The following is a 13,100-nucleotide window of genomic DNA, read 5'->3' on the forward strand; positions in this document are numbered from 1 at the left end:
CGCCTACTCCTCCCTGATCACCCGAATCAGGACATTCGAACACCGAATGCTCTTTCTCCTGCCATTTTCGTCTAAAACATCGTCAAATGTGACCACACCTTCGTCCATGACCCGGTAGGTCTCGATTCGCCGGATCCCCGCGTTTTCCGGCCTCTCCTCCACCAGATGCAGAAGCATGTCATTGATCTGGAACTCCCCTGATCTATCCTGAATAAACTCACTGCGTTCCTTTTTCAGGACCGCAATATCAATCTCCCGATTCTTGATTAGCTCTACCATGATTTCCTTAAAGATTTCCACATTCGGAATCAGACGATTCCTCGTCTCCTCCTCAGGACATACCCGATGGCTGATTTCCTCAAGCGTAATCTCCCCTTTTTCGGACGCAAATTCCAGCAGGCAGCTCACACTTTCCTCGTATTTTCGAAGTTTCTCCCGCCTTGCTCTCTCCTGCTCCTTGATCCAGGCTTCTTCATCGAAATCCAGCATTTCCTCACTGTCCTCTTCGCTCTTCTTTCTGGCCGGCCTTTGCAGTTCGAACGCTTTGTTCAGATTATAAGCCTTCTCAATATCCTGATTAAACAGTGGACGGAGAAAATAATCCAGATTTTCAAGCGCCGAGGGATTTTCCAGTATTTTATCATACAGCTCCGTGCGCAGTGGAAAACGTTTGATCAGCGACATCTGCGTCAACTGCTCCAGTTCCTTCGTATAGAGCGCTTTTAGATCAAAATGACTGTTCAATATCTTCTGGTGTTCATCGATCGTCCGGTTCAGATACATTTCAATTTCCCGGAGATGGCTCAGCTTCTCCTCCTCTTTGGCACTGAGGCGTTTTACATTGATATTCGTCTCCTCCAGTTCCCTGGCTCTGCTTTTGACCATTTCCCGGTAATTCTGGAATTTCCGCTTCGTATCACTGATTGTTTCCAGATTTTCCTCCAAAATCTCCTCATAATCCTTCACAGAATAATTCAGCGCGTTTCTCCTGATCTTTCCCATCGCCTCCTGAATCTTCTGAAGCTGAATCCGCAGAAGGTTGAATACATTTTTAATCTCATCTACCGCCTTATCGTAGCTCTGTTTTTCCAGATGCATCTGAAAAATCATCTCATGGATCGTCAGCTTCATATTATTTTCGATCTCCAGAGTCGCCAGAAGGAGGTTATATCCGTCATCTGTCAGATAATAAGACGTGCGTTTTAGCTCCTGATCGATATAGACGATTTTATTTGCCACATAACTGATATGCATGATCTGGTACGCGTTCTGTTCAAAATTATATCCGTCAAAATACATGACTTTCCCTTCATTGGAAAGAATCACGTTGACAATAAAGTCCCCCAGCTTCCTGCACTCATCATAGGACATGTTTTTTTGAAAATGCTGCACGTTAATGGTATCAATATACGCACCGATATCGTCCATGGTACAGTTTTCTTCTTTTAAGGACTGTTCCATAAGGTAGAGCATCACGGCAAAAATCATATTAAGCTGCTCGTCCATTTTCAAAAAGCCATACTGCTTCCAGGTCATTTTCTGACTGCTGTTCTGGATCAGTATGGCATATAAGCCTACATTCTTCATTCTTCTGGGGAAATGCTTTAAAAATTCATATTGCATGATTTTACCTCTGATGATCTGTGATATTTTCCGGGTATGCCCACAAATGTTTTTTCCCGCGGAATACCGGCACAGCAACTACGGCGCAGTCTGTCCTCTCCTACTGTGGGGTATTCCACTTTCAAGCAAAGCTCAGGAAAAATCCGAGATATTAAGAATCTCCTGCGGCACATACTCATTGCATTCTAAAATCTTTTTCATCTGCTGCGTCTGCTCTTCGGAGAAAAACAGGAAAAATACATTTTTAATATTGCGATTCTGCTGCTCCTTTGTCTCAGGCAAATGTCCGGCCTTCTTCGCCTTTCTCAGAAGTGCCTCATACGCCGGCACAAATGGCTCAATCTTCCACTTTTCCGCGAACACTTCCGCAAGGCCTTCATAGATACCGATCCCTTCATAATCCATGTCGCCAAAATAATATATTCTGTTTCCATCTGCCTTCATATAGGGTTCTATGCAAAATTCAAAATCCTCGAATGACCGCCGAATCCGTTTCCCTCCGCCGTAAATCAGGGTTCCTATCCTCACTCCCAGAATCCTGTCATTTCCCTCCAGCAAATGCCGCCTCATACTATAGAACGTATCCTTATTCTCCAATATCAGCAGATTCTGCGGTACCTCTCTCGTGTGGGAATAATACGCCAGCGGTTCCACCGTCTTGTATATATTCAGAAATCCTTCCGTGAGTCCACAACGTTTTAGGATCTTCCTTCCCTGCTCTTTTGATAAAAACTTTTCCCTGCCCCAAATCTCAAAGCTTCTCTCATTCACGGATTCCGGGGATTCCAGGCATTCACTTCTGTCTTTTAAATACTCACTTAGCTTTAAGACCCAGTCCCTGTCCTGCTCATATGCCTCAAGGTGCGACAGATAATAATCTACGGAAATCTGCGGTGTGATCTGGTATTTCAGTTCGTCCTCCATGACACTGTAATCCTTGCTTTCCTCCAACAGCCAGTACTCCCGGTAAAGTGCCGGGTGCTTTCCATTGGTCCCTGACGCTTTCAGCGGTCGAATGTGGCCTTCCTTCAGAAGAAGCATCACATATTCATACTGCTCTATATATAACAAATCCTTCTTGAAATATAATAACTGATCCAGCGAAACTCGTTTCACTTCTGTCTTCTCCCTATTTTTATTGCTTTCATTGTACCTTTTTACAGTACTCCTCGCAACATCTATCATAACTTTTGCAGCGCTTTATCCAGTTCCCTCTCGCAGATTTCATTTTTCTTCACCTTTGGCTTTTCAAAAATCTGCCCCTTGCTCACGACCATATACAGCTCTCTAAGCGCATCAAATCCTTCCAGCGGATTCCTGTCCGCCACAATAAAATCGGCACTTTTTCCGGTTTCAATGCTTCCCGTCTCCTCACCGATTCCTGCGATTTCTGCATTTCTCCTGGTAGCCGTATAAAGTGCGAATGCCCGGCTTACTCCCACATATTTGTGAAAATACTCCAGTTCTCTCCACATATCATAGTGCGTTACGAACGGACAGGCGGTATCGGTCCCAAGCCCCACCGGAATTCCATTTTCCAGTGCCGCCTTCGCTCCCTCCACAATGCCTTCCAGCACAATTTTCCCGTTATACTGCGTCATGTCCGTACTGTGCATCAGCTCCCGGTCGAAGCTGGCAAGCGGAATCGCCGGGGAAATCGTACAGATATCGCATGCTTTCGTTTCTTTGAAAAGTGCGATGATCTCCTCGTCCGGCATTGCACCATGCTCAATCGTATCTACGCCATTTTCAAGCGCAACTCGCACCCCTTCCGGACTTTCCGTGTGGGCCGCCACCCGAAATCCGGCCTTATGAGCTTCCTCGCAGCATGCTCTGACAAATGACGGCGGCATTTTCAGTACGCCCGGTTCCCCTTTTACCTTGGCGTCCAGCACTCCGCCGGTAATCATGAGCTTGATCCAGTCCGGTTTTCCGCCTGTAATTTTACGCACAAGCGCGCGGCATTCCTCTTCGCTTTTCGCCGCATAGGCCACCGAACCTGCCATATGACCGCCCTCCACGGAAATCGCCATGTTGGACACCAGCATTCTCGGGCCTATGATTTTCCCCGCTTTTATGCGATCCCGGATTTTGGAATCCAACTCCCCAAGCCCACCTACTGTACGGATCGTCGTCACACCGGACAATAATTCCGTCTTTGCATAATTTTCACACAATTTCATACCGATTTTGCGGGTCAGGGCATTGCTCATCACCAGCTTTGCCGCCTTCGTGTTGTCCTGCTCTTTTTTCTTCGGCTCACCCCCGCCCGGCAGATGGACATGGAGGTTAATCAGTCCCGGAAGAAGATACCGCCCTCCCAGGTCGACCACCTTGCTTCCCGCCAAAATCGGCACATCATGTCCAATTTCCTTAATTTTCCCGTTCTCAACGACGACCGTCATGTCTTTCTGCGGTGTCATATGTTCAGTTCCATCGAGTAATGTCGCATGAATATATGTAGTTTTCATTTGTTTCCCCTTTCTACCCGTTTTTTGCACTTAAATTCATTTTCCCATACCTTTTACGCATAGCCCCTGTTGATATCATTGCAGACATGCCCGATTATTTTATAACGATATATATTTTAAGCACATCTCTTTTTGATATTATTATACGCAGAGGTATTTTTGAAGTAAAGCCACATTTGATTTTTATGCAACATTCACAAATTTTCACCCCTTCGCTCCCTTCCCCGTCAAAATTACTAAAGGCTCTCACCACAATATTTTCCGGCATTTTTCTCATATTTCCGCTTGATTTTTTCAAGAAATAACCTATCGCTTTTGTGAAACTTGTAGAATTGTATTTACCTAAATTTCTCTGTATGATGAGTACACATTTCCACAAACAACGTCGGAAATTCATAACATGACCGTACACTATGCGCATTTCTGTACAAAATATTGTTTACAAAACGTTAACTTTGCAATTCATTATGCTATAAATAGGGAATTCCAGGCTTTTGAAATAATTATGGATGTGATAAAATAAAATATATGGTACTTGAATTCATGTATCATATTCATCCAAAAAGCCTCTTTCCCTACAGATTATCATAATCTTTAAGAAAGGGCGATTTTATTGAAAAATACCAATGACGATTTTATCATGTTACCTACTGTTGATTTCTGCTTTAAAGAATTGATGTTGAATCCCAAAGTCCGCCAGGGCTTTATCGCCGCCTTGCTCGGGAAAAAGCCGGAGGAAATACAGGAAACTTCCCTCCTTCCCACCATTTTACACCGCAACTCTCCCTCGGATAAGCAGGGAGTTCTGGATGTGCTGGTGCAAATGAAAGATGGCACGCAGCTCGACCTCGAAATGCAGGTGGCGTATTTTACATACTGGAAGAATCGTATATTGTTTTACTTGGGCAAGATCTATACGGATCAGCTTCACGAAGGCGAACCCTACGACAATCTGAAAAAATGTATTCACGTCAGTATTCTTGATTTTATACATTTTTCAGACGATAAGGACTGTTATCGTAAGATTCATCTGCGGGATGACAAAACCGGTGAACTTTATACAGATTTACTGGAAATACAAATTCTAGAGTTAAAAAAATTGTCTCCAGATATACAGACCGGCCAGGATATTATTAGCTGGATGCAGTTCTTCAGTAGGAAAAACAGAAAGGAGTTTTCTGAAATGGCTAAAACAAATGAATATTTTGATGAAGCATACCAGGAACTGCTTCACTTAAGCGCGGACGAACAAAAACGCCTTGAGTATGAAGCCCGCCAAAAAGCTCTGCGGGACTATAACTCCCAAGTGAAAGGTTACCGGGAAATGGGACTAAAGGAAGGACTAGAACAAGGCATCAAGCAAGGAATCAAGCAGGGCATCGAACAGGGCATCGAACAGGGCATCGAATTAGGCCGTCAAATTTTCAAACTTCATATGCAGGGAAAGCAGCCCGAAGAAATAGCTAAGTCCTGCTCCCTGCCTCTGGAACAGGTATTAAAGGTTCTGTCCTAAAACCTCTGTATATTGAGATGAATGTCCACCAGACGTTCACTTATGCATGCAGGAAGCAGGAATAACCCAAAAGAAGATTTACCTTATCTTCTTTTGGGTTACTTAACAACCGCCAATAAAAAATTTACACATTTACTTGACGGGCTGCAAGCCTCAAATAGAATCGACCTTTGCCGTAACTCTATTATACACCTTCCGCCAGAAAATCGGTTTCATTTATGGTGGGGACGCTTCAGCGACATGGGGGTTTACTTGACAAACCCAACCAATATAAAAGTCCACCGAATCTGCGCTTAATATACTCTGCTGCTAAGACGTTTACCTGAAAGAAGTCCTTTCATAGGCCAGCCTCTTTGTCCCATCTGCGACATAAATGATTCCCCGATATGTGAATCCATTCTTTTCCAGCACATGACGCATCGGCCCGTTTTTTTCATGTGTATCGATTCTGAGATGCCCGTCGGCTTCCTCGAGCGCCCAATTAAGGCAAAATGATGCAACGCCATGACTTTCTCTGGCCGAAGCAATTCTATGAATTACTCCGTATGCCGAATCATTTTTCCAGGCTCCCTCATATATTTTTGCATAAGTCGGCTCCTCCATTATCTTAAAGAAGAAGGTTCCCAGCACCCGGTCCCCGTCGGTACATACATAGCTGTCCCCGTCCCGAATATCCTGCTCGATCCGTGCTCTTTCCGGTCTGGTCGTTCCCCACTGTGTCGGATTCCCGCTCTCCCGCATAAATACTCTCGCATCTTCATAGAGCTCCATGAGCCGCTCCAAATCTTCTGTTCTGGTCTTCCGAATCTGCATTTTATTCTCCCGGATATTCCTTCCAGCTTTCCGCTATTTTTCTTCAAGGAGCTTTTTTGTCAGCTTCTTTACTTTTTTCTTGCACTTCCCGCAGCCTTTTCCGGCTTTAGTCGCCTTTTTTACTTCTTTAAATGAAGAGGCTCCCTGTTCTATCGCGTCTGCTATGTCACCTTTTGTAACATGATAGCATGAGCAGATCACTTTCTTGCGGCTCATAATTATAATACCAGTGACGGTGCAGAATAAACTCTTGCTCCCAGTTCATTATCCAGCATATACAGGCTCTTCGGGTCGTCTCCGAACAATTCGAATTTCTTCACAAGATTGTCTGCATTCGTCTCCTCTTCTCCCTGCTCCTTAACGAACCAATCCAAAAACTGCATGGTACGGAAATCTTTTACGCTATACGCCGCATCATAAATATTATGTATCAGACTGGTCACGTACTGCTCATGTTTTAAGCCCTCTGCCAGTACCGCTTTGGCACTCTCCAGAGCAATCGCCGGTTTATCAATCGCTTCCAATACTACCTTTTCACCATTGTTCTGCAAATACTGCACGAACAACATCGCATGATCCCGCTCCTCCTGAGCCTGAATCTTGTACCAGTTACCAAATCCGTCAAGTCCTTCATCATAATAATAGTTAGAAAAATCCAGATACAAATACGCTGAATAGAATTCCTTATTCACCTGCTGATTTAATAATTCAACTACTTTTTTATCTAACATTTTCTTTACCTCCTTAGTTTGACTTTTCTTTTTATTATACGCTGAATGCTTCTTGATGTAAAGAACTCAGATAACGCTGATTTTCATTTTCCATCAGAAGATTCTCGTAAATATCATTGTATTTCCTATAACCTTCGTGCTATTCTGATAATAAGATGTTGGGAACAAAAAGCATTTTGACCCCTATGATATACGGATTGCTCCGCACTTCGCGGCACCGATATCATAAAAAATATTAAGGGAGGAATTCGCAATGAAAGAAAAACTATACACCGTACCACTGACGGACGCATTTCGCGCCGCTGACGAGTGCCCTTTCTGCTTTATAGAGCGCCAGCTGGAAGAACATACCCTGGACTTCGTACTAGGTCCCGGAGCCTCCTATATGGAGGACGATATCCGGGCGCAGACAGATTCCCTGGGATTTTGCCGGACTCACTATAAAAAAATGTATGAATACGGGAACCGCCTCGGCACCGGCCTGATTCTGAAAACACATTTTCACAAATTGAGTAAAGAGTTGGACGAGCAGATTCAGGCGTTCACCCCGTCCCACACCACACTCCTGAAACGTATCAAGAAAAATGTTCCCGGCGATGCTGCGTCCCGGACCTCCATCGGTGCCTGGGCTGCTGCCAAAAAAGAAAGCTGCTACATTTGTGATTTTTATCAAAAAACCTATCAGCGCTATCTGGATACATTTTTTGAATTGTATCGGAAAAATCCGGAATTTAAAGAACTTGTCCTTGGTAGCAAGGGATTTTGTATTCCACATTTCGGAGAACTGGTAGATGAGGCCGACCGCATACTTCCTGATAAAGAAAAACAGGAATTCTTTGATCACCTTTTCCCGCTGATGAAGCAAAATTATCAGCGCATGTACGAGGATCTGGACTGGTTCTGCGACAAATTTGACTATCGTTATCGGGATGCTGACTGGAAGACTTCCAAGGACGCCCTGCCCCGCGGAATGCAAAAGGCCGCAGGCGGCTATCCGGCTGATCCGCCGTATACATCGGATCGCTGATTTGCCAAAACAAGGTCCACCGCCCTTCACTCCAGGGTTGTTTCATGAAGAATAATTCAAATGATTAAGCATACTGTTTTTACGGGGGTTATGGAAATTATACATTTTTTTCATAACCCTCGACTTTTTTCTCTTGTAGAGGTATAATGTCTATATAGTATAGGTATGCTCTACCTATACAGAAAGGAGGATATTATGCCAGTAACAGAGAAAAAATATCCTGACTGGGTGCAGGAGAAACGGACCAGGGGAACCACCGTCAAAAAGAAAGGTGATACTTATTATCTCTATAAACGCACTTCCAGGCGTGTTCCCGGGAAAAAATACCCACAGCCGGTAGATACTTATATCGGCATCATAACTCCGGAAGGAGTCATAAAAAGTGAAAAGAAAAAAATATCCCTGGGAGGGATAGAAGTGAGGGAGTATGGATTCTCCAGGGCAGTATGGCAGCTGTGCCCGGAGGGATGGAAGAAACCTCTGGGGAATGACTGGGAGGATGTCCTTTCGGTTATTCTGAAAAAATGGTCACCAGAGACCTACCTTGCGAAAGAAAGAGAGATAAAAACGGAGCAGGAATTTCACTATCAGTTTAATGCCCAGGCAGCATCCCTGAGCAGACGGATTTATAAAGAGCACGGAGTAGAACTTCAAAAACTGCAGATATTGAAAAGTATTTATCTGCTGTATTTTGAAAAAGAAAGGGTGATATCAAAGATTAGTACAGAACAGGAGGAACTGTTAGAAAAAACAGGGGTGGAACTTTCCGTGTGCTGAGAATGGCTTTCGGACAAAAATGCTTCTGGAATATATGAGGATGGTGCCGGATCCACGATGCGGCCGGGAGACAAAGCATGACTCTGCGGAAGTGCTGGTATGTCTGGTGACCGGTTTTCTGGCAGGAAAGACAACTATACGCAGGAGCCTTAGATGGTGTAACAAACATCTGGAAGAGCTGCGGGAATATCTTCTATTAAAGAAGGGTATCGCATCCCCGGCAACAGCATGCCGGATCCTATGGGGGATTGACGTGGAACTGTTTGCGCTGGCATTCATGGAATGGATCGGGGAGATTGTAAGCACGAAAGGAATCCATATATCAATTGACGGAAAGGCACTGCGGGCAGCAATGGAGAAAGTGAAGGATTTCAGGACCCCGATGATCCTGAATGCGATAGATGCGGTAACGGGACTGGTGATCGCGCAGATGCCCATTCAGAATAAAGACTGTGAGATTAAGGCGATACCGGAGCTGTTGAAACTGCTTGATATCCAGGGAAGTACAGTCACAACAGATGCAATTGGGACACAGACGCAGATCATGGAGCAGATCCTTTCCCAGGGGGGACATTTTGTGCTGATGGTAAAAAAGAACCAGCCACAGTCCTATGATGAGATCGTGAAATATTTCGGAGAGATGGCAGAAGACCACAAAAAGATGAAAAAAGACAGTAACTACAGGGCAAGGTATCCGGAAATGCAGGAAAAATATGAGGAAGTGTGCCAGCAGGAAAGGAACCGTGACAGGCAGGAATACCGATGGTACAGCGTTTGTGGGGAATGCAGCCTCCTGACAAAGACACAGAAAGAATGGCCTTTTGTAAAAACAGTGGGATTAGCCCGTCAGATACGGATACCGGTTGAACGGGATCCTAAGGGAAATGATATCACACCAGATGTGAGGACATTTCTGGAAAAGGGTTCAAGAAGAAGGCCCAGACCAGTCCAGGATGAGGAAAGGCCAAAGGATATACAGAAAACAGGAATGATCTCGGATATGGAACTGACAGCGGAAGAAATGGGACGTATAAAAAGGGAGCACTGGTCGGTCGAAAACCGACTTCACCATGTGTTAGACGATACGTTCCGTGAAGACAGGTCCCCGGCGAAAAAATCAAAGATCAATCTGGCCCTGATCAGGAAGTTTGCCTATAACATCCTGCGGATAGCTATGCTGGCCGGGGACTGTTCGGAGATCATGACAGAAGCTATGGACGAGTTCAGTGATGATCCATTCTTAAGAAAGAAATATGTCTTCAACGGGATAGCCAGTTTCTATTGATATAAAATAAGTATAAGTTATTTTGAAAAAAGTGTAAATAAGATATAGGGATATTTTGCGCCTTTTTAGAGGGCAAACATCTTGGATGCGGGTAAGGAATTGCAAAGGATGCGTTTAGAAAGATTCTGATCTGAATAATAGAGGGGTTATAACAAATGAAGCTGTTTGGGAAGATTCATGAAACAACCCTGCCCTTCACTCAGGCATGCATGGATACCGAGATGAACGTCCACCGGACGTTCACTTAGGTATGCTTGGCAACGTAAAAACACATGTATTACCTGGAGATAAATAAGTCAGCACGGTACCATCGTTCCGTAATCAGATTTACTTACCTCCAGGTAATACATGTGTCGTTTACGATTTTTATATTTTATCAAAAACTGATTATTTTGTCAAAGTTTTTTAAGTTATAAAGCCAGCACAAACTCAAAAATAGTCCAAAAATAATTTTCTTTTTCTTTTCAAAAACACTTGCAAAATCCAGAAAGGTGTGCTATTATAATCTACGGTCACTGCTTAAAGCGACGATATCCGGCTCCTTGGTCAAGCGGTTAAGACATCGCCCTTTCACGGCGGTAACACGGGTTCGATTCCCGTAGGAGTCATTAGAGAGTAATCTCTCACATATAATAGAATATGGCGCAGTAGCCAAGTGGTAAGGCAATGGTCTGCAACACCAGTACGCGCCGGTTCAAATCCGGCCTGCGCCTCTAAGAAAAACCGTAATCCAACATTGAAATTACGGTTTTTTATTGTTCTGTATTCCTATGCGAAACGTCCTTCGGACTTCCCACATGGTTTATTGTTCTGTATTCCTATGCGAAACGTCCTTCGGACTTCCCACATGGTTATTTCCAGAAAACTTCGTCAAGCGCTAAATTTGCAAACCACTTCGGATTTCCATTAACAGGGTTTCATCAACGCGCCCTCTGCTGATTCCATCTCCCATACCACCTCAGTACTAAGATTCCCAGTACAACGAAAACACTTCCTCCAAAAATAAATATTTTTGTACGGTACGGATCATCGATAAATCGATTAGCCAGCCTTTGCAACACATTTTTACCTGAATCGGTCGCCCCCCTACGCACAATCGCCATCATAAGAATGAATCTGCTCCCCCCAAGGATAAGACCCGACCCTCCGGCGCAAATCCATCTGAAATCTACCCTTTTACATAAATTCCAAACCATATATCCTGCCAGTATAATCAGAAGCACGCCGAGTATTCCCTGTAAAACTAAAAACGGCTGTTCCTCAACATATTCCTGGGCTGTATAAATATGTTTCCATTCTAATTCGTATTCTTTCGTTATTCTATACTGACCAATACTTTCCAGTAGCCAGGCCAGACCCACGATCGGCATTAGTGCCGCCTCTATACTTCCCAAAAATTTCAAAACTGTCTCCGTTTTTATTCCGACCCGCTTCTCCCCTTCATGGACCTGTATTTGCGGTTCCGGAACCTTTCCTCGCACCAGTTCATCTAAAGAAAGATTAAATATTTCGCAGACTTGTACCAATTTTGCCAGTTCCGGAACCGAGCTGTTATTTTCCCATTTTGAAATAGACTGTCTCGATACATGGAGCATTTCCGCGAGTTCTTCCTGGGATACCTGATATTTTTTACGTAGCTCATAAATTCTGTTTCCTATGTTTTCCATAATCACTCCCCCTCTTTTCTTTACTAATTTCTCTTTATTATAATATCAATAACTATAAAAAGCTATCAAGTCCGCTTGAAACCTTCGCAACTTGCGGTTGCGGACGGCTTTTCATAACGCATTTATTACTTTTTCTATTAACAATCCTACACTGAAAATAAATCTCCCATCTGAGGTTAAACTATTGTTTTCCTCTCTATCAACATGCTATACTTTTCTCAATCCCCGGGCCGCAAATCATTTTGCCCCTGTCTGCCACTTTACGAAACCTTTATTTAGATGTATAGCACACAAAGGAGAATTTTACATGGAGCTACGTGAATATACTGTTTTTAACAAGGAAGAAATCCTGCCTCTCTATATCAGTGCCGGCTGGACGAATTATGCAAACAACCCTGACAGATTAGAGAAGGCGTACCAGAATTCCCTTCTGAAAATCGGCGCTTTTGACGACGGGCATCTGATCGGCATCATCAGAGTCGTAGGCGATGGAGAATCCATTATCTTTATTCAAGACATCCTGGTACTCCCCGAATATCAGCGAAACGGAGTCGGAACCCGGCTGCTGCGTGCAGTGATGGAACGCTATCCTTCTGTATACCAGATGGAGTTAATGACCGATAACACGGAAAAAACGGTTGCATTTTACAAATCTCTCGGATTTCGTAAAGCAGACGAACTCGGTTGCTGTGCTTTTATGAGAATGTAACCGGGATATTGAACCCTCTAACTTTTCACTCAAGTATGCCCAGCCTCCAAATAAACACCGATGAAGCTTCACATAAATATTCTCTGCAACGCAAAAGCAGCGCACTGATATAGCATGTTACCTCAACCGGACCTTGATCCCATCCAATCATTTTGAACATGCCATACCCGTGTGCTGCCTGATTATATCTCACTAAAATCTACTGAACGATTCTAGACTGCCCAACGATCTAACTGCTTCATGAATTTCTCATCATCAGAAACGACCTTTACCGGCTTTTTATAATCGATTGCCATAAGCCCAAGAACAGATTTACCATCTGCAATCTGGTTATCCATAGTATGTACCCCTACGTCCATCGTGGAAGTGCAGGCAAGGTGCATGAAATCTCTTAAATCATTTGATGTATGCAACATTATTTCACGGATCATTATTTTTCCTCCTATCATCTACAATATAGTATCCAATATCCAATGTAGTATAG

At 43.8% G+C, this 13,100-nt stretch carries 13 protein-coding genes and 2 tRNA genes; 7 read left to right on the forward strand and 8 right to left on the reverse strand.

The window, feature by feature from the left end; all coding sequences use genetic code 11:
- Positions 1–3: 3 nt before the first annotated feature.
- The 3 genes from ABXS75_19340 to ABXS75_19350 all read right to left on the reverse strand — a co-directional run bounded on the left by ABXS75_19340 (position 4) and on the right by ABXS75_19350 (position 4,094).
- The gene (locus ABXS75_19340; protein ID XCP85148.1) at positions 4–1,623 is read right to left on the reverse strand and encodes a hypothetical protein; all 1,620 of its coding nucleotides are present in this window, start codon (positions 1,621–1,623) and stop codon (positions 4–6) included.
- Positions 1,624–1,755: 132 nt separating this feature from the next.
- Positions 1,756–2,739, reverse strand: a complete 984-nt coding sequence (locus tag ABXS75_19345) for a Wadjet anti-phage system protein JetD domain-containing protein (protein ID XCP85149.1) — start codon at positions 2,737–2,739, stop codon at positions 1,756–1,758.
- 65 nt (positions 2,740–2,804) lie between these two features.
- Complete coding sequence (locus tag ABXS75_19350; protein XCP85150.1) at positions 2,805–4,094, reverse strand: amidohydrolase family protein; 1,290 nt, start codon at positions 4,092–4,094, stop codon at positions 2,805–2,807.
- Between the two features lie 640 nt (positions 4,095–4,734).
- Here ABXS75_19350 and ABXS75_19355 point away from each other — a divergent pair.
- Positions 4,735–5,607, forward strand: a complete 873-nt coding sequence (locus ABXS75_19355) for an Rpn family recombination-promoting nuclease/putative transposase (GenBank protein ID XCP85151.1) — start codon at positions 4,735–4,737, stop codon at positions 5,605–5,607.
- A 318-nt stretch (positions 5,608–5,925) separates the two neighbouring features.
- Here ABXS75_19355 and ABXS75_19360 read toward each other — a convergent pair whose 3' ends face one another.
- From ABXS75_19360 to ABXS75_19370, 3 genes are read right to left on the reverse strand one after another with little or no spacing between them, the layout of a single operon-like run.
- Positions 5,926–6,420 carry a GNAT family N-acetyltransferase gene (locus ABXS75_19360; GenBank protein XCP85152.1) on the reverse strand — a complete coding sequence of 165 codons (495 nt, stop codon included), beginning with the start codon at positions 6,418–6,420 and terminating at the stop codon, positions 5,926–5,928.
- Between the two features lie 33 nt (positions 6,421–6,453).
- Entirely contained in the window at positions 6,454–6,636 is a 183-nt protein-coding gene (locus tag ABXS75_19365; GenBank protein ID XCP85153.1) for a (2Fe-2S)-binding protein, read from the reverse strand.
- 2 nt (positions 6,637–6,638) lie between these two features.
- On the reverse strand, positions 6,639–7,151 hold the full coding sequence (locus ABXS75_19370) for a ferritin (GenBank protein ID XCP85154.1): 513 nt from the start codon (positions 7,149–7,151) through the stop codon (positions 6,639–6,641).
- 253 nt (positions 7,152–7,404) lie between these two features.
- Between ABXS75_19370 and ABXS75_19375 the strand changes: the two genes are divergently transcribed.
- The 5 genes from ABXS75_19375 to ABXS75_19395 all read left to right on the forward strand — a co-directional run bounded on the left by ABXS75_19375 (position 7,405) and on the right by ABXS75_19395 (position 10,953).
- Positions 7,405–8,178, forward strand: coding sequence for a DUF6062 family protein (locus ABXS75_19375; GenBank protein ID XCP85155.1), 774 nt, complete (start codon positions 7,405–7,407; stop codon positions 8,176–8,178).
- A 195-nt stretch (positions 8,179–8,373) separates the two neighbouring features.
- On the forward strand, positions 8,374–8,955 hold the full coding sequence (locus ABXS75_19380; protein XCP85156.1) for a hypothetical protein: 582 nt from the start codon (positions 8,374–8,376) through the stop codon (positions 8,953–8,955).
- Between the two features lie 40 nt (positions 8,956–8,995).
- On the forward strand, positions 8,996–10,240 hold the full coding sequence (locus ABXS75_19385; protein XCP85157.1) for an ISAs1 family transposase: 1,245 nt from the start codon (positions 8,996–8,998) through the stop codon (positions 10,238–10,240).
- A gap of 536 nt (positions 10,241–10,776) precedes the next feature.
- Positions 10,777–10,848: transfer RNA gene (locus ABXS75_19390), tRNA-Glu, on the forward strand.
- Between the two features lie 33 nt (positions 10,849–10,881).
- A tRNA-Cys gene (locus ABXS75_19395) sits at positions 10,882–10,953 on the forward strand.
- A 207-nt stretch (positions 10,954–11,160) separates the two neighbouring features.
- Here the strand turns inward: ABXS75_19395 and ABXS75_19400 are convergent.
- Positions 11,161–11,907 (reverse strand): helix-turn-helix transcriptional regulator, encoded by a 747-nt coding sequence (locus ABXS75_19400; GenBank protein XCP85158.1) that lies wholly within the window; start codon positions 11,905–11,907, stop codon positions 11,161–11,163.
- A gap of 307 nt (positions 11,908–12,214) precedes the next feature.
- Here ABXS75_19400 and ABXS75_19405 point away from each other — a divergent pair, with 307 nt between their 5' ends.
- Positions 12,215–12,616, forward strand: coding sequence for a GNAT family N-acetyltransferase (locus tag ABXS75_19405; protein ID XCP85159.1), 402 nt, complete (start codon positions 12,215–12,217; stop codon positions 12,614–12,616).
- 212 nt (positions 12,617–12,828) lie between these two features.
- On the opposite strand, the gene ABXS75_19410 is transcribed toward ABXS75_19405, so the two are convergent.
- Positions 12,829–13,047, reverse strand: a complete 219-nt coding sequence (locus tag ABXS75_19410) for an HPr family phosphocarrier protein (GenBank protein XCP85160.1) — start codon at positions 13,045–13,047, stop codon at positions 12,829–12,831.
- Positions 13,048–13,100: the final 53 nt, after the last annotated feature.

The organism is Roseburia hominis, assembly GCA_040702975.1.
In the GTDB taxonomy this organism is placed as follows: domain Bacteria; phylum Bacillota; class Clostridia; order Lachnospirales; family Lachnospiraceae; genus Allocoprococcus; species Allocoprococcus hominis_A.

Excerpts from the sequence above, each read along its gene's own strand:
- ABXS75_19340 (XCP85148.1), bottom strand. The coding sequence starts at position 1,623 with ATGCAATATGAATTTTTAAAGCATTTCCCCAGAAGAATGAAGAATGTA.
- ABXS75_19350 (XCP85150.1), bottom strand. The coding sequence starts at position 4,094 with ATGAAAACTACATATATTCATGCGACATTACTCGATGGAACTGAACAT.
- ABXS75_19355 (XCP85151.1), top strand. The coding sequence starts at position 4,735 with ATGTTACCTACTGTTGATTTCTGCTTTAAAGAATTGATGTTGAATCCC.
- ABXS75_19360 (XCP85152.1), bottom strand. The coding sequence starts at position 6,420 with ATGCAGATTCGGAAGACCAGAACAGAAGATTTGGAGCGGCTCATGGAG.
- ABXS75_19365 (XCP85153.1), bottom strand. The coding sequence starts at position 6,636 with ATGAGCCGCAAGAAAGTGATCTGCTCATGCTATCATGTTACAAAAGGT.
- ABXS75_19370 (XCP85154.1), bottom strand. The coding sequence starts at position 7,151 with ATGTTAGATAAAAAAGTAGTTGAATTATTAAATCAGCAGGTGAATAAG.
- ABXS75_19375 (XCP85155.1), top strand. The coding sequence starts at position 7,405 with ATGAAAGAAAAACTATACACCGTACCACTGACGGACGCATTTCGCGCC.
- ABXS75_19380 (XCP85156.1), top strand. The coding sequence starts at position 8,374 with ATGCCAGTAACAGAGAAAAAATATCCTGACTGGGTGCAGGAGAAACGG.
- ABXS75_19385 (XCP85157.1), top strand. The coding sequence starts at position 8,996 with ATGGTGCCGGATCCACGATGCGGCCGGGAGACAAAGCATGACTCTGCG.
- ABXS75_19400 (XCP85158.1), bottom strand. The coding sequence starts at position 11,907 with ATGGAAAACATAGGAAACAGAATTTATGAGCTACGTAAAAAATATCAG.
- ABXS75_19405 (XCP85159.1), top strand. The coding sequence starts at position 12,215 with ATGGAGCTACGTGAATATACTGTTTTTAACAAGGAAGAAATCCTGCCT.
- ABXS75_19410 (XCP85160.1), bottom strand. The coding sequence starts at position 13,047 with ATGATCCGTGAAATAATGTTGCATACATCAAATGATTTAAGAGATTTC.